The following is a 22,146-nucleotide window of genomic DNA, read 5'->3' as shown; positions in this document are numbered from 1 at the left end:
AATGAAAAAAAGTATTTTAGGTAGTGTACGATTTCTGATCTTTAGCTTAATTGTTTTCGGCGGATTCTATACGGTAGTGGTTACTGGCGTGGGCCAATTGTTATTTTCCAATCAAGCGAATGGCAGCCAACTAATGAAGGATAATCAGGTAGTTGGTTCAACCTTGATTGGACAACCTTTTGAACAGGATAAATATTTTTCAGGACGCAGTCAGCAGGTGAGTCAATTGTCGCCAGTTTCTAATGAACAAAAACAATTAGTTGAAAAACGTACCCAAGCGGAATTAGCGAAAAATCCAGCGGAGGAAAAGGTTCCCAACGATCTTATCACAGCCTCTGCTAGTGGTGTTGATCCGGATATCAGCTTGAAGGCAGCTGAATTTCAAGTATCTCGTATCGCTAATGAACGTGGACTGTCTAAACGAGTGATTCAAAAGGTCATCCAGGAAAAAGTACAAAAGGATTGGTTTTCTGATCGACAATATGTCAATGTTTTGCAGTTAAACCTAGCATTAGATAAACTTGATGTATAATTGGAATGGATTCTCTAACTATCTAGGTGGTTAGAGAATTGTTGTGCATAGAAAGGAGGGGAAAAATGGAGAAAAAGCAAATGGGAGATGGACGTCGCGGACGTTTGCGCGTGTTTTTTGGTTTTGCGGCGGGAGTCGGTAAAACCTATAGTATGCTTTCGGAAGCCCATGAATTGTTGCTGATGGGAAAAGATATTGTCGTTGGTTATATCGAACCCCATGATCGACCAGATACGAATCGCTTATTGAAAGGGCTGCCGCAAATCCCACCTAAAAAAATTCTTTATAAGCAAATGCTTTTAACGGAACCGGATATCGATCATATCATCCAACAAAGGCCAGAGATTGTTTTAATTGATGAGCTGGCACATACAAACGCTGAAGGATCAAGAAACCGTAAACGATATCAGGATGTAGACGAGTTGCTAAACGCTGGAATCGATGTCTTTACAACTGTCAATGTTCAGCATATTGAGAGCTTGAATGATATTGTTGAGGAGGTCACTGGCGTTGAGGTCAAAGAAACTGTACCAGATACGTTTTTGCAGCAAGCAACTATCAAGGTGGTTGATGTGGAGCCAGATGAGCTGATTGATCGTTTAGAGCAGGGGAAAATTTATGCCAGTGAAAGTGCGAAGCGAGCTTTGCAAAATTTTTTCATTCCTCAAAAGCTAGATCAGTTGCGGGGACTGGCAATACAACGTGCTTCTGACCATATTAATCGAATCAGTGCTAAAACAATTAGGATTCAAAGCAAATTGCTAACGGTGGTGAATGATGCTTTTCCTAAAATGACGGAAAAATCGATTCGTTGGACCGCGCGTTTAGCGCAAGGTTTAGGAGCAGAATGGACAGTCATTCAGGTCCGTACTCAGGAAAATACGCCCACTAATATACCCTTAGCAGAAAAGCTGGGTGCTGAAGTAATTAGTATTGAAGAGGATAATAGCTTTGAAACAATCGTCGAATTCGCAAAAATGACGGGTGTCACAGATATCATTATGGGAAAAAATCTCCGTCAGCCTTGGTATGAAAAAATTTTCGTTGAGGCATTTGATGATCGCTTATTGAAACGTTTAAATGACACGGAGCTCCATTTGATTCCCTTTAAGGAGGAGAAGCAATCCCTCTTTCTTAGAACACGTAAGGTCATAGAAGGTGGCGGGAAAGATTTGTTGATCGCGCTAGGAGGAGTCTTCTTGGCAACGATCGTAACTGAATTGATGCAGTATATCCATATTGGTGATCAAAACCTGATGTTGATTTATATCTTTTTCATTTTATTGGTTGCAAGAACTACATCTGGTTATTTTTGGAGTTCACTTGCGTCGATTTTAAGTGTTTTGTCCTTTAACTGGTTTTTCGTGGAGCCTTTGTATTCCTTGACTGTCTACAAGCAAGGATATCCAATCACCTTGCTGATCATGTGTTTAGTCGCGATCCTAATTAGTAATTTAATGGTTCGTTTAAAAAAACAAGCAGAAAGTTCAATGGAAAAGGAACATCAAATGGAACTGCTTTACGAACTGAATAAACAGTACGTTTTGGCCGACAATCGTAATCAACTTCTCGACATTTCAGCGACTTATTTATCTAGATTACTGGAACGTGAAGTAATCTTGTTTGATTCTCAGGCAAAGGTAGAAAGTGTTCATTGTATTAGTGGAAAACCGTCGATTTTAAGTACCAAAGACGAAGCCGCTGTTGCTTTCTGGACGGCTAAAAATCAAAAGGAAGCAGGCAATGGCACCGATACGCTGATTGGGGCTAAAGGATTTTATTTACCCATCATCGCAAGCGGAAAAACATTGGCGGTATTAGGGATTGAGCGTAATGCCGGACTTGATTTAGAAAACAATCAGCTCAATTATTTAAAGTTAGTTTTGACTCAACTTGCTGTTATTTTAGAGCAAACAGAATTAAAGAATGAAAAAGAGCAGATCGAAATGGAAAATGAAAGAGAAAAAGTCCGCAGCAACCTTTTACGGGCAGTCTCTCATGATCTTCGAACACCTTTGACTGTTATTTCTGGCATTGCTGAAACGTTAGGCAATAGCGCCGACTTAAAAGAGACTACGCGTCAAAAGTTACTAAAGGATATTCAAGATGAATCTCAGTGGCTGATCCGAATGGTGGAAAATCTATTATCTATCACTCGTATCAATATGGATACGATGAAAGTGAACAAAACAGCTGAACCGGTAGAAGAAATAGTTGAAGCGGTCTATCAGCATTTAAAAAAGGTCTATCCGGATGGACAGATCGAGATTTCTTTACCAGCTGAAGTAACTTTTATCCAAGTGGATCCTATTTTAATTGAACAAGCGTTGTTCAATATTATTGAAAATGCCTTTCGACATGGAGAAAAAAATCAATCAGTAAAACTAACTGTTTATCAAAAAAGAGATCAGACGATCTTCGAGATCGAGAATGATGGGGAGATTCCCTTAAAACAATTTGAGAAAATCCAGACGAATTTATCCAGCACAAACGAAGTACCGGTGGATTCAAAAAATGGGCTGGGAATTGGTTTGAGTATCGTAAAAACAATCATCCATGCCCACAATGGAAAGATGGAAATGATGGTTGGTGAAGGCAAGACGCGAGTTAGAATTTATTTGAAGTGAGGAATTTTTATGAAAGCGACTATTTTACTGATTGAAGATGATCCGAACATCACAGATTTTATGGAGGTTGTCTTAGACCAAGAACGTTATCAGTTAACGATTGCCAGTACAGGAATGGAAGCATTAACTGCGTTTCAAACAACTTCCATTGATTTAGTCTTACTAGATTTAGGGTTGCCGGATATTGATGGCATTGATTTACTAAAAATTCTGCGGAAGCGAATTCATTTGCCAATCATTATTATTTCTGCTCGAAGCAACGAGGAGGAAAAAGTAAAGGCCTTGGATTTAGGCGCTGATGACTATGTGACAAAGCCATTTGGCACAAATGAACTGTTGGCCCGCATTCGAACCGCTTTACGCCATCAAAATGTTCAAACCGAAGCAACAGCGATTATCGAAAATAAGGCGTTAAAGATCGATTTTGAGAAACAATTAGTTTATAAGAACGACCAGGAAATACATTTAACTAAAAATGAGTATCGTATTTTAGCCTTGATGTTTCGACAGTTAGGCAAAGTTGTTACCTACCAAACCCTGATGACAGAAGTCTGGGGCCCCTATAGTGACGACTCCCAAACATTACGAGTGAATATGTCTAATATTCGAAAAAAAATTGAGAAGGAGACGTTGAAACCAGAATATTTGATTACTGAAATTGGCGTGGGCTATCGTTTGCGTGATCATCGATCAGAATAGAATTTTTGAATTTTAACAAAACAAATGAAGGAACTATCTGATGATCATTTATTGCTTATCATTGGAAGTTCCTGTTTGTGTTTATAAGCGTTAAAGAAAATAAATCAACTGTGCTTGATCTCATTCTAAAATTATATACAGGTTAATTAGTAAAATATGAGAAAATAATGTATAATTTCTTTGATAAAAGTGATTAAATCATTTGCTATATGTTTTGATTTAGAAGAATGGAGATTATAAAATGAAAAGAGTAAAAGTGTTGGTGTTATTAACGTTGCTTTTTATTTTTGATGGGAACAGCGTGTTAGCAGAAAATCTGTCTGCTAACAGCACTTCTGAAACTATTCAATCTGCAGAAAGTCTAATGGAATCTGAGAGCATCCCTAATGAAACTGAAAATAGCAGGATAACAAGCGAGACTAATAGTACAATTGAATCTTCAGACTTAACCCAAAGTGTATCCTCAGAAGAAAGCTCTAGTAGTCAAGAAATCAATAGACAACAAAAAAATGGTCCACTTTCGATTGATTATCGTAGTTACCTTAATGGTACTGGCTGGCAAGCGTATCAAAAGAATGGCGCAGTAAGCGGTACAGAAAAACAAAATCAGCAAATAGAGGCCATACAAATAAAGTCCAATGATATACCGGAAGACAGTTGGATCGAATATAGTTCGCATATTGAAGGAAGTGGTTGGGAGACAATAGTTAAGAAGGATGGTGAAACTTCAGGTAAAGCCGGAAAGCGTGTAGAAGCTTTTCGAGTGTCACTTAAAGGCGAGCTGGCAAAAACGCATCAAATTTATTACCGCGCTAAGGTTAAAGCTTTTGGCTGGCTGAATTGGACTACAGATGGAGAAATAGCGGGCAGTTCAGGTTGTGCGTACCCAATAGAAGCATTTCAAGTGATGTTAGTTGAAAAAAATGAAACGAAGCCATCAGGTAGCGGGCTAGCTTATATTGAAAAACCGAAAATCAGTTATTCCACTCATGTTCAATCGATCGGATGGCAAAGCGCAAAGCAAGACGGACAAACGAGTGGGACAACAGGCCAAGCGAAACGACTTGAAGCTATCAAAGTTTCTTTCAGTAATCTATCAGGAAATCAAATTGAGTATAAAACACATATTCAGAACATTGGTTGGGAATCAAATTTCAAAAGCAATAACCAGATCTCAGGTACATCCGGTCAGGCTAAGCGCCTTGAAGCAATTCAAATTCGATTAGCATCCTCGTTAAACCAATATTTTGATGTATATTATCGTGTCCATGCACAAAATCTTGGCTGGATGGACTGGGCAAAAGATGGTGATTCTTCTGGAACGACCGGATTTGCGTATCGCTTAGAGGGAATTCAAATTAAGATAGTACCTAAAGGTCAAGCAGCTCCAGGAAGCACCAGCCGTCCACATTTAGCGAAACCAGTACTGAGCTATCAGACTCATGTTCAGACCTATGGTTGGCAAGGATATAAAAATGAAAAAAGTACTAGTGGTACAACGGGCCAGGCGAAACGATTAGAGGCGATTCAAATGAAACTGAATGCGTCTGGTCTATCGGGAACTGTTCAATATCGCACGCACATTTCTAATATTGGATGGGAATCAAGCTATCGACAAGCCGGTCAAATTTCTGGGACTACAGGTCAGGCAAAACGATTAGAAGCAATCCAAATCAAATTGACAGGAGAGTTAGCCACTTATTTTGACATATATTACCATGTTCATGCTGAAACGTTTGGTTGGATGGGCTGGGCGAAAAATGGTCAGTCGGCGGGAACTTCTGGTTATGCCAAACGATTAGAGGCCATTCAAATTGCGCTTGTACCTAAAGGACAAGCGGCACCAGGGGGAACATCTAATGCATTTAGAAATGGTAAGGTTTTATTAAATGTTCCTTTTTACGATCAATACAAGGCAGGTGCTCCATACGGTTGTGAGGCGGCATCTTTACTTCAAGGTTTACATTATAAAGGAAAAGCTAAAAACTATAATTTGCAAAGTTTTATAAAAGTAATGCCGATTGATCCTTCAAACAATCCTAATAAGGGATTTGCGGGAAGTCCATACAAATCAATTTATGGAATTTATCAATCAATCTACCCTAAACCTTTAGCCGCATGGGGTAAAAAATATGGAAATGTTGTGGATATTTCAGGAGCGACAGTTACTTCTTTGAAAAGCGAAATGGCAAATGGAAATCCCATTGTTGTTTACGTTACAAGTGGTTTCAAGGACCCTGTATACCATCGTTATTTCTTTGGTGTGGGAATTGACAATGCTCATGTGATGACCCTGGACGGGTATGATGAGAGAGCAGGCAAGTACCATGTTTCTGATCCAGTCAGCGGGAAATACTGGGTAAATAAAGGAAGTTTTGAAAAGATTTATAACCTGAAACACTATGCAGTGGCGATAAGAGGATAATTATTAATTAACTTAGACTACAAGAAGGCAATGGTGTGCTAGCTGTCATAACTGCTAGTACAACCATTGCCTTCTTTATGTAAACTAAACCCAATTTCACTAGCCAATTCGCCATTGCTTTTTCATTTTGAAAGTCTGATTATGAATAACATCTTCGTGCGTCTGCAGAGAATAATAATTTTAGATTATGGGTAATGCAGTAAAATGACTAATTCCAAGGGGAATTAATTATAGTAATTCTAAAATAGAACCCCCTTTCATTGAATGTTAATGATTATTATTATCATTTAGATGTTTCTATTTTCAATTAGTAGATTAGGGTGCTAATCTGATATTGAAGTTAGATGGAGGCGTAAAGGTATGAGTAATGCAAGGAAATTTTTGTTAACCGTAATGATTGGAATTGTCGCGTTGATTCTGGAATTTGGATTTCATCAAAAGCGACTCGCTTTTTGGCTGGTTGCCATTGTTGGAGGAATCATGGCGATTACTATGTTGATTGGTATGGTTAAAACGCTTCGTTCTGGGAAATATGGGGTTGATATTTTAGCTATCACAGCTATTATCGCTACCTTATTGGTGGGAGAGTATTGGGCAAGCTTGATGGTATTGATTATGTTGACAGGCGGGGACAGTTTAGAGGATTATGCGAGTCATCAAGCAAGTCGTGAGTTACGCTCTCTCTTAGATAATTCGCCGCAGATTGCTCATCGCGTCACCGGAGAAGAAGTAGCCGATATAGAAGTAGAGGATGTTCAAGTTGGCGACACGATTTTAGTTAAACCTGGCGAATTGGTCCCAGTCGATGGTCGAGTTATCGCTGGGGAATCTTTTGTTGACGAATCTTCATTAACAGGTGAATCCAAGCCAGTCGAAAAAGAACTGAATGACGAGCTGATGTCAGGCTCGATCAACGGCGATGCAGCATTACGCTTCAAAGTTACAAAAGCTGCAAAAGATAGCCAATATCAAACATTGGTAAAATTAGTCAAGGAATCTGAAGCTAAGCCTGCTCATTTTGTCCGATTGGCGGATCGTTATGCAGTTCCTTTTACTCTTATTGCATATATTATTGGCGGAGTTGCCTGGTTTGTGTCAAAAGACCCAGTTCGTTTCGCAGAAGTGCTAGTAGTGGCTTCCCCTTGTCCTTTAATTTTAGCTGCACCGGTAGCTTTAGTCGCCGGGATGAGTCGCTCGAGTCGAAACGGAATTGTGGTGAAAACAGGTACGACAATTGAAAAGTTGGCGAGGGCGAAGAGTATCGCTTTTGATAAAACCGGGACCTTAACAGAAGGAAAGCTATCTGTTGAAGAGATTCATGTAACTTCGGAAAGCTTCTCTAAGGAAGAGCTTATGACATACGCGGCTAGCGGGGAACAGGAATCTAGCCACATTTTAGCTCGTTCTTTAGTTGCTTATGCAAAAGAAGAAAAGCTTTCTCTGTTACCAGTAACGAACTTAGAGGAAGTCACCGGTCAAGGAATACAGGCAACCGTTAAAGGTAAAAACATTCGTGTCGGAAAAGCTTCATTCGCTGGGACGACTGCTCAGCTGAATAGCGAGAAAACGGCAGTTTATATCTCAATCGATGATCGCTATATTGGCTACATTACGTTTACTGATATTGTTCGCAAAGAATCAGCGGAAACGATTCAGGAGTTAAATCAACTCGGCATTACAAAGACGATTATGCTGACGGGTGACCATGAATCCATTGCCAAGCAAATCGCGGACGAAGTGGGAATCGCTGATGTTCACGCAGAATGCTTGCCAGAGGAAAAAATCAATGTGATTAAGACTTTGAGTGATACGGATCGCCCGGGAATTATGGTAGGCGACGGGGTTAATGATGCACCGGCGCTTGCAGTTGCGGATATTGGAATAGCGATGGGTGCACATGGCTCGACCGCCGCCAGTGAGAGTGCTGATGCAGTAATATTGAAGGATGATTTAAGTCGAGTTTCAGCAGCCGTTCGCTTGTCTCAAGACACGATGCGGATCGCGCGCCAATCCGTGCTGATCGGAATCGTGATCTGTGTGGTTTTGATGTTGATCGCAAGTACTGGTGTGATCCCGGCGTTACTGGGAGCTGCTTTACAGGAAGTGATCGACACTGTTTCGATTTTATCGGCTTTGCGGGCGAGAAAAGATCGGTGAATATATAATAGAAGAAACCAGCAAAATTTCACTCTGAAATTTTGCTGGTTTTTTTAATGATGACGGCCGTGATATCCGCTAGACTGTGGTTGTGTATTGCTATGATGGATACGTTTTTGCTGTTGAGCTGGTGAGTTGGTTTGTGGCGTTTGATTTGTATATTGCTGATGCTGACGAACTTGCTGTTGTTGGACTTGCTGTGCTTGAGTGGCTTGTTGATTCGCACTAGTTGTTGTTTGCGCTGCATCATAATTATTTTGCTGGCCGTATTGATTGCCAGTACCATCCTGTGGCTGCGTATCGTGAGCTGTTGCAGCTGGTTCAGAAGTTTGTTCAGGGGTCGCTTGTATTTGTTTGGTTGAATAATTTGGACAATCAGAGATTCTTGGTCGATCAGTGCGTCCTGATCCAGTACCGTCTTGTTTACCATTTTGTGGTCTAGTAGCCCCGTCCGCATCTAAACGATTGAGAATATGATCTTGACGCAAAAGGCAATCTGTTCTTGTCGTTTTATAAATGTTATTAATCGTACAGTAGCGCAGATTCTGAACATTTTGATCTGTTATGGCGGCATCCGCTTTTAACGTGTTGAAGCTCATGATACCAATAAACAATATTGAAGCTGATACCAATTTCCTTTTATGACTCATCATGAGTAATCTCCTCCTTCAACTGTAGTATAGGAGGAGAATGTGGCAAAAGTATGACAATTATGAAGAAGGCAATAAAATTTTGACCAAAAATTGTTTTCCATCTACCTCTGCCGTGATTTGTCCTTCATGACGCCGAATGACCTGCTTAGCAATGGCTAACCCCAGACCGGTTCCATTGATATTAGTACGGTTCTGTCGCTGAAAGGATTCAAATAATTGCTCGGGATTTCTAATCGGATCGTGCCATTCGTTACTTACAACAATTTCCAGCATAGCCGTTCTTGCTGCTATTTGAACAGTGATTGTTGAATGTCCCGGTGCATATTTTGTTGCGTTATCAAGCAAAATTTTAATAACTTGAGTAATCCGCAGATAGTCGGCATGGATCATTTGCGGATTATTCAATTGGTTTTCTAAATGGATTTCTTGGTCTTTTTCCTTCAAGACTAACCGATAGCTGCGTAGGGCATCATTGACACAATCCAATGGATCAACAAGTTCCTTCTGCAGATGAAATTCAGTTGATTGCAATCTGCTTAGTTCCAGTAAATCGTTGATCAGTCGTTCCAAATCAGTGCTTTCTTTTAATAACTGTAGTAAATAATCTTTTTCTTCCCGTGTACTCAAATAGTCGTCAGTAATGGCTTCTAGCGAGCTTTTGATCACCATGACGGGAGTCCGAAGTTCGTGGGAGATTTGCGATAGAAAATCTTTTTCTGATTGCTCTTTGCGGTCACGGGCTGAGCGGGCCTCTGCCAGTCGTTGGCTCAACAAAGTCAACTGATCGCCTAATTGCTGTAGTTCGTCCTTTGTTTGGATCGCTAAAGTCTCTTCGTAGTTTTCATTTGCCAGTTCGTTTACGTATCCTTGCATCATTTCGATTGGTTTGACGAATCGTTTGGATAAACGCCAAGCTAGAAAACTTGCAATGATCACAGCACCAACAAGACTCAGCAGAAGCATCAAGTAGCCGGATATTTGGTTTTGATGAATGACATCGACCTTTGAACGCATCAGGACTACAGCCGCAACGGAATCATTGGCCATAACAGGCGTTGCAATTGTTAATTCTTGTAACTGAAACAGATTTCGTTTTTTTGCCACCTGAATTTTTTCCGCATCGAAGGTAGCGGTGACGAGCTTTTTCGCTTCATTTGGCGGATCAGTCTGTTTACTAGGACTATCGTGATGAGAGGAAATGATCGGGTTCATTTGTGTATCTAGAACCCAAACCTCTTCACCTGCGATTTGATTGAGGAAGCGTAAAAAGGCGCCGTATCCACCCATGCCGCCGCTTTGTCCCATTTCCGTACCGGAGCTGAAATAATCCGTTAAGGTTTCACTAATCAGTTGACTGCGATGGGTCATTTCTTCTTGATGTAAATCCTCAGTCTGCTTGGCAAACAACACACCAAAGAAAAGAGCAATCATGGTAGCAAAAATCAACAATAAACCGACAAATTGCTGGATCAGACGAGTCGTGATTTTTTTCATGAACGAACCTCGATTCGATAACCTTCACCCCAAACGGTTTCAATCTGACAATCGGCAATGCCAGCTTTCTTCAATTTTGCTCTTAACCGCTTGATATGGCTGTCGACGGTTCGGCTGTCACCATAGTAGTCATAGCCCCAGACAGCATCCAGCAAATTATCACGAGTAAACACTTTATTCGGATATTTTGCGAAAAGGACCAATAATTCAAATTCTTTTTTCGTCAATTTGATTTCTTGCTCATTAACGATTGCTTGCCGTTTTTCTAGGAATAAACCGAGAGACCCCAGAGACAATTGATTGCTCGTCGGTTCTTTTTCAAAATGGATGCGTCGCAGAATCGCTCTGATTCGTGATAGGACTTCTTTGGGTGAAAAGGGCTTGATGATATAATCATCCGCACCGACCTCCAGGCCCAAGATCCGATCAGCATCCTCTGATTTGGCGGTGATCATAATGATCGGAACCGTTGATTTTTCGCGAATTTGCTGGCAGATTGTAAAACCGTCGACATTTGGCAGCATAATATCCAAAAGAACGAAATCAACTGGATGTTTTTCGAAGTAGGGGAGTGCTTCTTTGCCGTCGTGGATCACAGCGGTCTCATATTCCGCCTTTTTCAAATAACGCGTCAGGACATCAACGATTTGTTCATTATCTTCAATAATCAAAATTTTCATACAAATCCCCCGTTATTCTGCATTTACCGCAATTATATCTTAGAAAGAGAGCAAAAATAAAGAACGAAAGTAGTTTCTTTGCATGGTATCATAAAAGGGAGGTACAAGAAGGTATTGGTTGAGAGATCATCGATGATTCTTTGAACGAATCAAGAATAACAAAATACTAATCAATTTTTTACGTTTCTGTATCAATCGACCAAACTGTAAAAGTAGGAGGAATGGGTGATCAGGTTTCTTGCGATTCAAATCTTTTGAAAGCGTTTTTTGTTGTGATACACTGATTCTGTAATGATTAATCGCCATTTTGAAGAAAAATATTACATGAATAAGGGTGAGGTGTAAAGCATGTTTTCTTTTAAAGAGCGGAACCAAATGATACAACAATTAAAGGAGGGTGAGTTTGATTTAGTAATTATTGGTGGTGGGATTACAGGAGCCGGAGTTGCACTGCAGGCAGCTGCTTCAGGGTTATCTGTGGCGTTACTGGAAATGCAAGATTTTGCTGAAGGGACGTCCTCTCGGTCGACCAAGCTTGTTCATGGAGGCCTCCGTTATCTCAAAACCTTTGACGTCGAGGTAGTCGCTGATACAGTTAGCGAACGTGCGATTATTCAAGGAGTTGCTCCGCATATTCCGAAAGCGGACCCAATGATTTTACCGATTTTTGATGAACCAGGCTCTACCTTTAATCTATTTTCCGTTAAGGTAGCCATGGATCTTTATGATCATTTAGCTGGCATCACAGGCGGCAAATACGCGAACTACATGTTGAGTAAGGAAGAAATTTTAGAACGGGAACCTCAGCTGGCATCAGATGGCTTACTAGGTGGGGGCGTTTATTTGGATTATCGCAACAATGATGCTCGTTTAGTAATCGAGAATATTAAACGAGCCGTTGCCGATGGTGCGATTGCAGTCAGCCGAATGAAGGTCGAAGAAATTATTCACGATGATCAAGGAAAAGTTTCAGGAGTAAAAGCCAAAGATGTGTTAACAGACAAAACAATTACTGTTAATAGTAAGCTGGTGATCAATACAACTGGACCGTGGTCAGATTTGGTTAATAAGCTTGATAAAAAAATTGATCACAAATCCTATATGCGACCAACGAAAGGTGTGCATTTAGTTGTCGATGGCGAGAAGCTTAAAGTGCCGCAGCCGACTTATTTTGACACTGGAGAAAATGATGGACGGATGGTTTTTGTCATTCCAAGAGAAAACAAAACGTATTTCGGTACGACCGATACGGATTACCAAGGGGATTTCAATCATCCAACTGTCGAACAGGCAGATGTTGATTATTTGTTGAAAATTGTTAACCATCGCTACCCTGAGGTGAACCTAACAATTGAAGATATTGAGGCTGCTTGGGCGGGATTACGACCATTAATTAGTGAAGCTGGCGGCGATTATAATGGTACAACCAAAGAAAAAATCAGTGATGAAAATTTCGAAAGAATTATTAACGCGGCTGAAGATTATGTCAATGGTAAACAATCTCGGCCGGAAGTCGAAAAAACAATCACCGATGCGGCAAAGGAAGAGCCGAAGGACAATCCTTCAGCCGTTTCTCGCGGCAGTGATTTGACGATTGCTGACGATGGGTTATTGATTTTATCCGGTGGCAAGCTAACAGACTACCGTTTAATGGCCACAGGAGCGATGAAGAAAATTATTGAACTATTATCTGACAGTCAGTTTAAACTTGTGGACTCAGAAAATTATCCCGTATCCGGCGGAGAACTCGATCCGAAAAATGTCGATGAAGCCTTAGAGGCTATTGCTAAAAAAGGCGAAGATCAAGGCTTAAGTGCTGAAGATGCGAAATTTATTGCTGAACTATATGGTTCGAATGCAGAAAAAGTCTTCGCACTTCAGGAGCAAGGAAGCTTTAAAGGGCTTTCTTTGGCAGAATCAATGTCATTACGTTATGCAATGGAAGAAGAGATGACACTAACACCAGTGGATTACTTATTACGCCGAACGAATTATATGCTGTTTATCAGCCATCGTTTAATGGAAATCAAAGACGCTGTCGTTGATGCTATGGCTGATTACTTCGATTGGAACGCTGCGACAAAAAAAGCGTATCAATCAGAATTAGATCAACAGATCAAGGAAACTCAATTAACGGATTTAAAAAAGCACCAAATATAATATAAAAAGGAGTGGGAACATGGAGTCTTATATCATGTCAATCGATCAAGGAACAACGTCAAGCAGGGCAATCGTTTTCGACAAAGCAGGGAAGGAAGTAAGTTCTTCACAGAAAGAATTCACACAGCATTTTCCAAAACCGGGCTGGGTAGAACATGATGCGAATGAGATTTGGAACTCGGTTCAATCAGTTATTGCAGGTTCATTAATTGAAGGCGGTTTAAAACCCGATCAAATCGAAGGGATCGGGATCACCAATCAACGTGAAACAACGGTCATTTGGGAAAAAGATACAGGACATCCAATTTATAACGCGATTGTCTGGCAATCGAAGCAAACGAGCGACATTGCAGATGAGTTAAAAGAGCAAGGACACTCTGAAATGATTCAAAAGAAAACAGGCTTATTAATTGATTCTTATTTCTCTGCAACCAAAGTGAAATGGATCTTGGATCATGTTGAAGGCTCACGTGAACGGGCAAGAAATGGTGAGTTGCTATTTGGAACAATCGATACTTGGCTCGTTTGGAAATTAACAGGCGGGGAAGTTCATGTTTCTGATTATACCAATGCTAGCCGGACAATGATGTATAACATCTATGACCTGAAATGGGATCAAGAAATTTTAGACTTGTTAGAGATTCCGAAAGAAATCCTGCCGGAAGTAAAATCTAACTCAGAAATTTATGGATATACGGCTGATTACCATTTCTATGGCAACAAGGTTCCAATTGCAGGTATGGCTGGGGATCAGCAAGCAGCTTTAGTCGGACAGTTGGCCTTTGATAAAGGGATGGTTAAGAATACCTATGGAACCGGCGCCTTCATCGTGATGAATACAGGGGAAGAACCAATTCTTTCTGAAAGCGGATTATTGACGACGATCGGTTATGGTATTGATGGCAAAGTAACTTACGCCTTAGAAGGTAGTGTGTTCGTTGCTGGTTCTGCGATCCAGTGGTTGCGTGATGGTTTACGAATGTTTACAAAAGCTCCGCAATCTGAAGACTATGCAAAACGAGTTGATAGTAGTGAAAATGTTTACGTAGTTCCAGCATTTACTGGACTTGGCGCACCTTATTGGGATCAGCAAGCACGTGGTGCGATCTTTGGATTAACTCGTGGAACAACCAAAGAACATTTCATCCGTGCAACCTTAGAATCATTAGCCTATCAAACAGCAGACGTTGTGAAAACAATGAATAAAGATTCTGGTACGGATATTAAATTATTGCGTGTGGATGGCGGCGCATCGAAAAATGATCTATTGCTGCAATTCCAAGCAGATATTCTGCAAACACCAGTAGAACGTGCACCATATCTGGAAACAACAGCGCTAGGTGTGGCTTATCTGGCAGGTTTAGCGGTCGGTTATTGGAAAGATATTGATGACATTAAGAAATTTGCTGCTGATGGTCAACGCTACGAACCAGCGATGGATCAAGACGTGACAGATGATCTTTACGCAGGCTGGCAAGAAGCAGTTCAAGCGACGATGCAATATAAACATCAACCTAAAGAAAAATAAGTGATTAAATCAGCTGCACAGCGCAACTAAATTTTTATGAGAGAAAAAATTTACTGGGCAGCTGATATAGTAACAAAAATTTAAAGGGGATGAGTTTATGGACACGAGTATGTCAACGCAGGTAATTGGAGAAATTATTGGAACGATGGTCTTAGTATTATTGGGAGATGGTGTTGTAGCTGGAGTATGTCTGCGTAAAACGAAGGCTGAAGGAGCTGGTTGGATCGCCATCACGCTCGGATGGGGTGCCGCTGTAACAATTGGCGCTTATGCAGCAGGCTATATGTCATTTGCACATTTGAATCCTGCCGTAACGATCGGTATGGCGATTGCTGGGAAAATTGGCTGGGATATGGTTGTCCCATATATTTTAGGACAAATGATCGGTGCTATTATTGGTGCGGTTTTGGTATACATTCATTACTATCCGCATTGGAAAGAAACCAAAGATCAAGCGACGATTTTAGGTGTATTCGCAACCGGACCGGCGATTCGTAGTTTAGGCGCCAACTTGATTAGTGAGATCATCGGGACCTTCATGCTGGTTTTTGCTTTATTAGCTTTTGGAATGAGCAAGTTTGGTGATGGATTAAATCCAATCGCGGTGGGTATCTTGATCTTAGTTATTGGACTTTCGCTTGGCGGGACAACGGGTTATGCGATCAATCCAGCTCGAGATCTTGGTCCGCGAATTGCCCATGCGTTTCTGCCGATTCCAAATAAGGGAGGCTCTGATTGGGGCTATGCCTTGGTTCCTATCGTTGGGCCAATCATCGGTGGAATTTTAGCTGCATTGCTATTTATGATTTTACCAATGTAAATTTTATGGGGTAATAGAATTTTCTATTACCCTAGTATGCTTTAATTTTAGGATAAAATGGTATGAAAAAGACGAAGAGTATAAAAACAAAACGACTAATAATTAGGAAATTTATGCCTAGGGATTGGCTGGATTTGTGGGAGTACCTGTCAGATGAACGCGTAGTGAAATATGAACCTTACGGACCGATTAATCAGCAGCAGAGTAAGGAAATAGTAAAAAGTCATAGCGAATCTGACGAGTTTTGGGCAGTCTGTCTTGACGATAAAGTGATTGGGAACATTTATCTTGAGGAGGTAGTGGAAGCCAGTTGGGAATTAGGATTTGTTTTTCACTATGATTTTCAACATCAAGGCTATGCGTATGAAGCAGCTTTCACAATGATTGACCAAGTTTTCGCACAAGGAGCGCATCGGATTTTTGCGGAGTGTCATCCTGAAAATCAGTCTTCCTGGAAATTATTAGAAAAATTGGGATTCATTAAAGAGGGACATCTGAGAAAAAATATTTATTTCAGTAAGCAACAAGACGGCACGCCGCTTTGGCAGGATACACTTATCTACGGGCTGCTTAAAGAAGATTGGACATAAGAGTATAAAGGATAAAGGTTATTTTTATTTACAAGGAGGAAGAGCAAGTGAAAAAAATTATCAATGATCCAAAGAATGTCGTGGAAGAAATGGTAAGCGGATTAGTTGGCGCTTATCCTGACTATGTCAAACAGGTTCCTGAAACGCTTGTAGTGGCTCGAAGTGATGATTATGATCAAGTAGCGCTAGTCAGCGGCGGCGGAAGCGGCCATGAGCCTTCACATGCAGGTTTTGTCGGAGACGGCATGCTAAGTGCGGCGGTTTGTGGGCAGGTCTTCACTTCGCCAACGCCAGATCAAATACACGAAGCAATCAAAGCAACCGATAAAGGAAAAGGTACATTAATGATCGTCAAAAACTATTCAGGCGATGTGATGAATTTCGATATGGCAAAAGATTTGGCTGAAATGGATGGCATCGAAGTTGATTCTGTTTTAGTAGACGATGATATTGCTGTAGAAGATAGTACCTATACACAAGGACGTCGTGGTGTTGCTGGGACAGTCTTAGTGCATAAAATTATCGGTGGTATGGCTCGTGAAGGAAAATCTGTAGCTGAGTTAGCCAGCTACGGGAAAGAGTTAGTCAAAGATATCAAAACTGTTGGGATCGCCTTATCGGGTGCAACGGTTCCAGAAGTTGGCAAGCCTGGATTTGTATTAGCTGAAGATGAAATGGAATTTGGTGTAGGAATTCATGGTGAACCAGGCTATCGTCGTGAAAAAATCAAAGGATCAAAAGAAATCGCAGAAGAGATCATTGGAAAGATCAAAGGAGAATTCGATTGGAAATCCGGCGATAAATATGGCTTATTCGTCAACGGGATGGGAGCTACTCCATTGATGGAGCTATTCATTTTGTTTAACGATGCAAAAGCGATCCTTGCTGATGAAGGGATTGAGCTTACCTTCAATAAAGTCGGAAATTACATGACTTCCCTTGAAATGGCAGGCGCATCGATCACGATGATCAAGCTAGATGACGAGCGGTTACGCTTATTGAATGAACCTGTTCATACAATTGCTTGGTAAAAAAGAGGTTTATATTAAAAAAATTAAGCTGGTTGATTTATAATGATCACAAGCTGAACAAAAGAGTATTCAAGACTGCCAGTTTTTTCAAAAGTAAAAAAAATTACTGGAGGATGCCTGGCATAGAAATGCAACTAATTTTTCTAAAGGAAAGTTAGTAGGTTTTTACGAATAAGGAGGCCCATTATGTTTACACCAGAAAATTTGCGAAAAACACTAGAATTATTCAATGAAAAAATTCAAATCAAGAAAGACTATTTGAGTGAGCTGGATACACCAATCGGTGATGGTGACCATGGAAATAATATGGCCCGAGGCATGGATGCGGTAATGGCTGCAGACTTGTCTGGCGATTTGCCAGACATCTTTAAAGCAACCGCAATGGCGTTGATCAGCAAAGTTGGTGGAGCTTCCGGCCCTCTCTATGGCACAGCGATGATGGAAATGATGAAAGCCAGCAAAGAGTCGAATGATCCAGAAATTTTATTAAGAGCAGCGATTGCCGGTATTATGAAACGTGGTAATTCAACTGTCGGTGAAAAAACAATGTTAGATTTGTGGGGACCGGCAGTAGACAATTTAAATAACGGTACTCTAAACTCGGCTACGTTGGAAATTCTCGTTGAACAAACGAAAAACATCAAGGCAACTAAAGGGCGTGCCTCATACGTTGGAGAGCGTTCGATCGGTCATATCGATCCAGGGGCGATGTCATCCGCTTATTTCTTTGAGTCAATGATTGAGGCAGGTGTTTTCAGTGAGTAGAGGTGTTGTATTAGTTTCTCATACAAAAGAAATTCCTGAAGGCTTGAAACGTCTGATCGGCGAAGTAGCTAAAGATGTCCCAATCACAACTGCTGGAGGATTGGAAGATGGCGGTATAGGTACATCGATGGAGCGAATCTCACAGGCAATCGAAGAGAATTCAGCAAATGAATTGCTAGCTTTTTATGATTTAGGCAGTGCCAAAATGAACCTAGAAATGGCCATCGAAATGACAGATAAAAAAGTGACATTGTTCGATACGGCCATGGTTGAAAGTGCCTATACTGCTTGTGCATTATTAGCGGCAGATGTTGGCGAAGAGGATATTGAACAGCAATTAGCTGCATTAAAAGTAAAATAAAAGAATGAAACATCGAGGAGTCAATCGAAATTGACTTCTCTTTTTTTATTTAAAATATCACTGAAACTGAAAAAACACTGTTTTTGTTTAATGACTTTTAAAAAGAAAAAAATTACTTTTTCCTATGTTGTGCTATCATTTTTCTCAAAGGGGGAATCATGATGGAAATGATCAAAGAAACAACGTTGCAAACAGAATTAGTAGAGATTCGCAGACACCTTCACCGAAATCCAGAGGTGGGAATGGAACTGCCAGCCACCAAGGATTTTGTTTGGCAGAAATTGGTGGAGTATGGCTATAAGCCTCAAAGTTGCGGTAAAATGGGTGTTACCTGTACGGTTGGTCAAGGAGAGAGAGTCTTTTTATTGCGCGGCGATATGGATGCGCTTCCACTTGTAGAAGATACCGATTTGGAGTTTCGTTCTGAAAATGGCGCAATGCACGCCTGTGGCCATGACATTCATACAACCATGTTATTAGGGGCGGCCAAGCTTTTGAAAGAACGTGAAAAGGAACTGCCGGGAGTAGTGAAGCTTCTATTCCAACCAGGCGAAGAGATTTTGCAAGGGGCAAAGGATTGCTTAGACGCAGGAATACTGGAGAATCCTAAGGTCGATGCAGGAGCGATGATCCACGTCTTTCCTTTCAAGGATTTACCATTAAAAAATGTATTTGTCGCACCTGCTGGTACGTTTATGGCTAGCGCCGATTGGTTCGAAATCAAGATTGAGGGTGTTGGCAGTCATGGTTCGATGCCGGAAGTTTCAATTGATCCGATCAACGTCGCGACTAAAATTTATGAGGCATTACAGACCCTTTCTGCTCGTGAAATCAGTTCAGCTGAGCGCTTTGTTTTAACAATCGGTGAGTTTGTCGGTGGAACACCTGGTTCATCAAATGTAATTCCAAGTTCCGCATATATGAAAGGAACACTGCGTACTTTGAAAGAGGAGGTTCGCCAGCAAATTAAGAAACGAATGGTCGAGATTTCAGCATCTATTGGTCAAGCCTTTGGCGCGAAGGTAACCATTGATTTTACTAACGGCTGTTGTAGCAATGAAATTGACCAAACAGTGACAGGAATGGTCAAAGAAGGACTAGAAAGAGTTTTTCCTTCGAATGTTCTTCAAGAAGCACCATTGGCAGTCCCAATGATGGGAAGTGAAGATTTTGGTGAAATCAGTCATCGAATTCCCACGACGACGATGTTTATTACGGCTGCTGATACAGAATTAATGCTGCACAATCCGAAGATTGTTTTGGATGAATCCATTTTGGAATTTGGCTCAAATGTCTATGTTGAAGCTGCATTAGCCTATTTAGAAAGTGTTTAGTTTATGGGAAATAACAAGATTAATCGATCATTAATCCTAATATTTCTCGGATATACCTGTGTATATTTGGACAAGAACATCATTAGCTTATCAGTCATCCCAATCGCACAGGATTTAGGAATTGATGCAGGACAAAAAGGATTGATTTTAAGTGCTTTTTTCTTGGGCTATACCCTGTTTCAAATTCCCTTTGGCTTTTTAGGCAATCGTCTAGGCAGCCGTAAAATCATGATTTTTGCGATTTTACTAATTGGTGTATTGATGATTTGTTTAGGATTCGGCTTTTCACTTATTTATTTGCTGTTAGTTCGTTTTATGGCGGGCTCATTTGCTCATGCCGGTTATCCTTCGGCAGTCAGCGCGTTTGTCACAAAAGAAGTTGAACCTGAAAAACGGGGCTCCGTGCAATCGTCCATGATCGCTTCCTCAGGCTTTGCAGGGATTGTCGGACCTTTGCTAGTTGCACTATTGCTAACATTGGTTGGCTGGAAGATGACGTACTTCATTTATGGTGGGATCGTGCTGTTGATTGGTTTCTTAATGATTCGAGGTATTCCTAAAACGACTGGAAAGCCGATCGTTTCTGCGAATCAAGCCAATATCTCTTTCTTTGAAGTGATCAAGGATCGAAATGTTTGGATTATGGTTTTAGCGGCATTTTTCATCAATGCGGCGGTCTATGGGATGACAGGATGGATTGCTTCCTATTTGGTAGACGAATTCAGTTTGACGATGAATAAAATGGCGATGATGAGTGCATTGATTGGGTTAGTCATGATGCTCAGTGCAATGTTCGCAGGTTCGATGATCAGTCGCTATTTTAAGGATCGTGAAAAACTGGTGATTTTCGTTGCTTCCGCATTGGGTGGAATAGTCGCCTTCCTATTATCGAAAAGCCACTCATTATTGTTAAGTATGCTCTTTTTGGCGGTGGCAGTAGCGGCAGCAAGTGTAGGCTTTGCTACTTTAATGAGCTTGCCAGTGAAGCTGTTTGCTGAACGGGAAGTTTCGACCAAGTATTCAATTATCAATGCAATTGGGGTTTCTGGCGGCTTTTTCGCGCCAATGATTATCGGTTGGTTAGTGAATACCAGCGGGTCATATGGCGGAGCCTTTACTTTTATTGCGCTAGTCTTTGTTTTGGCAGGAGGAGTTTCACTGGTTATTCAAACAAGAGATAGTAAGCAACAAATAGGAGAGTTAGAAAAACAAAAATAGAGAGCATGCTATTGTAGTTAAAAACAGCAAATCATCGTATTTTGATGATTTGCTGTTTTTTTAACATTAAAGGAAGTATAACATTTTAAGCGGTCAAAGGATTGATACATCAATCTTTTGACCGCTTTTCATCTGGTCTTTTTCCTATTAAACTAGAGAGATGAAACCCAATATTTTACACGCCATTTTCTTTGATGAATATCAAAACTGGGAGAAATTCAATCAAAGGTACACGAGAAGGATTCGATCCGTTGTGAAAAGAGAAGTGAAGAAGTTTCGCGATTGTGGTGACCTTAAAAAAGGTTATCGTCTATTTGTCTGTGAAGGATGCCATGATGTAAAGAAAGTGGCTTTTCGTTGTAAAGGGAAATTTTGTCCAACTTGTGCAACTGGGGAAAGTCAACGGTGGGCAGAGGTTGCGGCGAATGATCTGTTTACAGTGACGCATCGACACGTCATCTTCACGATCGATGAAGGTTTACGTGAGATTTTTCTGAAGGAGAAGTATCGTAAGGAGCTTTTAAAAGGATTAATGGACGAAGCTGCACGGATACTATTAGATTTTTTTAGAAAGCACCATATACAAGCTGGGGTTGTGGCAACACTCCACACCTTCGGTTCTCAGCTAGAATACAATCCGCATGTTCATTTAGTCGTCACCATGGGTGGACTGACGACAGATGGAAAATGGAAGGACTATGACTATTTTCCGTTCGCAATGTTGAGGAAATATTGGCAGAATGCGGTCCTAAAGCTCATTCGAAGAACCTTATCCCAATGGGATAAGGCACGAGTCCAGCCACTTTTACAAGCGGCGTACACGAAAAATGCAGAGGGTTTTTACGTGCATGCACCCAAAAGGAGCCGAACTTCTCTCAAAAAGATATTAGAATATATCAGTCGTTATATGAAACGTGGTCCCATTGCTTTAAATCGTATCCTTTTGTACGATGGGAAAATAGTGATGTTTCAGTATCATGATAAACGAACTAACACGGATAAGATAAAGACGATGTCGGTAGAGGAATTTATTGGTGCACTGATTCGTCATATTCCAGAGAACCAGTTCAAA

At 40.8% G+C, this 22,146-nt stretch carries 18 protein-coding genes; 15 read left to right on the top strand and 3 right to left on the bottom strand.

Annotated features, from left to right (window positions below):
* Nucleotide 1: 1 nt before the first annotated feature.
* From KQI58_RS10150 to KQI58_RS10130, 5 genes are all read left to right on the top strand, one after another.
* Nucleotides 2-532 carry a potassium-transporting ATPase subunit C gene (locus KQI58_RS10150; protein WP_216408843.1) on the top strand — a complete coding sequence of 177 codons (531 nt, stop codon included), beginning with the start codon at nucleotides 2-4 and terminating at the stop codon, nucleotides 530-532.
* A gap of 65 nt (nucleotides 533-597) precedes the next feature.
* On the top strand, nucleotides 598-3,159 hold the full coding sequence (locus KQI58_RS10145; protein WP_216408841.1) for a sensor histidine kinase: 2,562 nt from the start codon (nucleotides 598-600) through the stop codon (nucleotides 3,157-3,159).
* 9 nt (nucleotides 3,160-3,168) lie between these two features.
* Nucleotides 3,169-3,858 (top strand): response regulator transcription factor, encoded by a 690-nt coding sequence (locus KQI58_RS10140; RefSeq protein WP_216408838.1) that lies wholly within the window; start codon nucleotides 3,169-3,171, stop codon nucleotides 3,856-3,858.
* Between the two features lie 241 nt (nucleotides 3,859-4,099).
* Nucleotides 4,100-6,283, top strand: coding sequence for a C39 family peptidase (locus KQI58_RS10135; RefSeq protein ID WP_216408836.1), 2,184 nt, complete (start codon nucleotides 4,100-4,102; stop codon nucleotides 6,281-6,283).
* Nucleotides 6,284-6,643: 360 nt separating this feature from the next.
* Nucleotides 6,644-8,440, top strand: coding sequence for a heavy metal translocating P-type ATPase (locus tag KQI58_RS10130; protein WP_216408834.1), 1,797 nt, complete (start codon nucleotides 6,644-6,646; stop codon nucleotides 8,438-8,440).
* A 53-nt stretch (nucleotides 8,441-8,493) separates the two neighbouring features.
* On the opposite strand, the gene KQI58_RS10125 is transcribed toward KQI58_RS10130, so the two are convergent.
* From KQI58_RS10125 to KQI58_RS10115, 3 genes are read right to left on the bottom strand one after another with little or no spacing between them, the layout of a single operon-like run.
* Nucleotides 8,494-9,093, bottom strand: coding sequence for a hypothetical protein (locus KQI58_RS10125; protein WP_216408832.1), 600 nt, complete (start codon nucleotides 9,091-9,093; stop codon nucleotides 8,494-8,496).
* Nucleotides 9,094-9,150: 57 nt separating this feature from the next.
* On the bottom strand, nucleotides 9,151-10,587 hold the full coding sequence (locus KQI58_RS10120; protein ID WP_216408831.1) for a sensor histidine kinase: 1,437 nt from the start codon (nucleotides 10,585-10,587) through the stop codon (nucleotides 9,151-9,153).
* The gene (locus tag KQI58_RS10115; protein ID WP_216408828.1) at nucleotides 10,584-11,267 is read right to left on the bottom strand and encodes a response regulator transcription factor; all 684 of its coding nucleotides are present in this window, start codon (nucleotides 11,265-11,267) and stop codon (nucleotides 10,584-10,586) included. The genes KQI58_RS10120 and KQI58_RS10115 overlap by 4 nt, the downstream gene beginning before the upstream one ends.
* 348 nt (nucleotides 11,268-11,615) lie before the next feature.
* On the opposite strand from KQI58_RS10115, the gene glpO reads away from it, so the two are divergent.
* The 10 genes from glpO to KQI58_RS10065 form a co-directional block, all read left to right on the top strand.
* Nucleotides 11,616-13,427 (top strand): type 1 glycerol-3-phosphate oxidase, encoded by a 1,812-nt coding sequence (gene glpO, locus KQI58_RS10110; protein WP_216408827.1) that lies wholly within the window; start codon nucleotides 11,616-11,618, stop codon nucleotides 13,425-13,427.
* A 19-nt stretch (nucleotides 13,428-13,446) separates the two neighbouring features.
* Nucleotides 13,447-14,955, top strand: a complete 1,509-nt coding sequence (gene glpK / locus KQI58_RS10105) for a glycerol kinase GlpK (protein ID WP_216408825.1) — start codon at nucleotides 13,447-13,449, stop codon at nucleotides 14,953-14,955.
* 97 nt (nucleotides 14,956-15,052) lie between these two features.
* Complete coding sequence (locus tag KQI58_RS10100) at nucleotides 15,053-15,775, top strand: MIP/aquaporin family protein (protein WP_216408823.1); 723 nt, start codon at nucleotides 15,053-15,055, stop codon at nucleotides 15,773-15,775.
* A 62-nt stretch (nucleotides 15,776-15,837) separates the two neighbouring features.
* Nucleotides 15,838-16,365, top strand: coding sequence for a GNAT family N-acetyltransferase (locus KQI58_RS10095; protein WP_216408822.1), 528 nt, complete (start codon nucleotides 15,838-15,840; stop codon nucleotides 16,363-16,365).
* A gap of 47 nt (nucleotides 16,366-16,412) precedes the next feature.
* A complete protein-coding gene (gene dhaK / locus KQI58_RS10090) occupies nucleotides 16,413-17,396 on the top strand; it encodes a dihydroxyacetone kinase subunit DhaK (RefSeq protein WP_216408819.1) in 984 nt (327 codons plus the stop codon).
* A 186-nt stretch (nucleotides 17,397-17,582) separates the two neighbouring features.
* Nucleotides 17,583-18,161, top strand: coding sequence for a dihydroxyacetone kinase subunit DhaL (dhaL, locus tag KQI58_RS10085; RefSeq protein ID WP_216408817.1), 579 nt, complete (start codon nucleotides 17,583-17,585; stop codon nucleotides 18,159-18,161).
* Nucleotides 18,154-18,522 carry a dihydroxyacetone kinase phosphoryl donor subunit DhaM gene (gene dhaM, locus KQI58_RS10080; RefSeq protein WP_216408816.1) on the top strand — a complete coding sequence of 123 codons (369 nt, stop codon included), beginning with the start codon at nucleotides 18,154-18,156 and terminating at the stop codon, nucleotides 18,520-18,522. The genes dhaL and dhaM overlap by 8 nt, the downstream gene beginning before the upstream one ends.
* A gap of 158 nt (nucleotides 18,523-18,680) precedes the next feature.
* Nucleotides 18,681-19,856: a M20 metallopeptidase family protein gene (locus KQI58_RS10075; RefSeq protein ID WP_216408814.1), complete on the top strand. Its 1,176-nt coding sequence runs from the start codon at nucleotides 18,681-18,683 to the stop codon at nucleotides 19,854-19,856.
* A 3-nt stretch (nucleotides 19,857-19,859) separates the two neighbouring features.
* Complete coding sequence (locus KQI58_RS10070; protein ID WP_216408812.1) at nucleotides 19,860-21,074, top strand: MFS transporter; 1,215 nt, start codon at nucleotides 19,860-19,862, stop codon at nucleotides 21,072-21,074.
* Nucleotides 21,075-21,234: 160 nt separating this feature from the next.
* Nucleotides 21,235-22,146 (top strand): IS91 family transposase (locus tag KQI58_RS10065; RefSeq protein ID WP_216408810.1); only part of this gene is annotated, 912 nt, incomplete at its 3' end.

It is taken from the genome of Enterococcus raffinosus (assembly GCF_018917525.1).
Lineage (GTDB): Bacteria > Bacillota > Bacilli > Lactobacillales > Enterococcaceae > Enterococcus_A > Enterococcus_A raffinosus_A.
This window is presented reverse-complemented; position numbering and strand designations above follow the sequence as displayed.

What these genes read in the sequence shown, in the direction of transcription:
- KQI58_RS10120 (WP_216408831.1), bottom strand. Translation starts at nt 10,587, where the DNA reads ATGAAAAAAATCACGACTCGTCTGATCCAGCAATTTGTCGGTTTATTG.
- KQI58_RS10140 (WP_216408838.1), top strand. Translation starts at nt 3,169, where the DNA reads ATGAAAGCGACTATTTTACTGATTGAAGATGATCCGAACATCACAGAT.
- dhaL (WP_216408817.1), top strand. Translation starts at nt 17,583, where the DNA reads ATGTTTACACCAGAAAATTTGCGAAAAACACTAGAATTATTCAATGAA.
- KQI58_RS10130 (WP_216408834.1), top strand. Translation starts at nt 6,644, where the DNA reads ATGAGTAATGCAAGGAAATTTTTGTTAACCGTAATGATTGGAATTGTC.
- KQI58_RS10135 (WP_216408836.1), top strand. Translation starts at nt 4,100, where the DNA reads ATGAAAAGAGTAAAAGTGTTGGTGTTATTAACGTTGCTTTTTATTTTT.
- KQI58_RS10070 (WP_216408812.1), top strand. Translation starts at nt 19,860, where the DNA reads ATGGGAAATAACAAGATTAATCGATCATTAATCCTAATATTTCTCGGA.
- KQI58_RS10145 (WP_216408841.1), top strand. Translation starts at nt 598, where the DNA reads ATGGAGAAAAAGCAAATGGGAGATGGACGTCGCGGACGTTTGCGCGTG.
- KQI58_RS10075 (WP_216408814.1), top strand. Translation starts at nt 18,681, where the DNA reads ATGATGGAAATGATCAAAGAAACAACGTTGCAAACAGAATTAGTAGAG.
- KQI58_RS10150 (WP_216408843.1), top strand. Translation starts at nt 2, where the DNA reads ATGAAAAAAAGTATTTTAGGTAGTGTACGATTTCTGATCTTTAGCTTA.
- glpK (WP_216408825.1), top strand. Translation starts at nt 13,447, where the DNA reads ATGGAGTCTTATATCATGTCAATCGATCAAGGAACAACGTCAAGCAGG.
- glpO (WP_216408827.1), top strand. Translation starts at nt 11,616, where the DNA reads ATGTTTTCTTTTAAAGAGCGGAACCAAATGATACAACAATTAAAGGAG.
- KQI58_RS10125 (WP_216408832.1), bottom strand. Translation starts at nt 9,093, where the DNA reads ATGATGAGTCATAAAAGGAAATTGGTATCAGCTTCAATATTGTTTATT.
- KQI58_RS10095 (WP_216408822.1), top strand. Translation starts at nt 15,838, where the DNA reads ATGAAAAAGACGAAGAGTATAAAAACAAAACGACTAATAATTAGGAAA.
- KQI58_RS10115 (WP_216408828.1), bottom strand. Translation starts at nt 11,267, where the DNA reads ATGAAAATTTTGATTATTGAAGATAATGAACAAATCGTTGATGTCCTG.
- KQI58_RS10100 (WP_216408823.1), top strand. Translation starts at nt 15,053, where the DNA reads ATGGACACGAGTATGTCAACGCAGGTAATTGGAGAAATTATTGGAACG.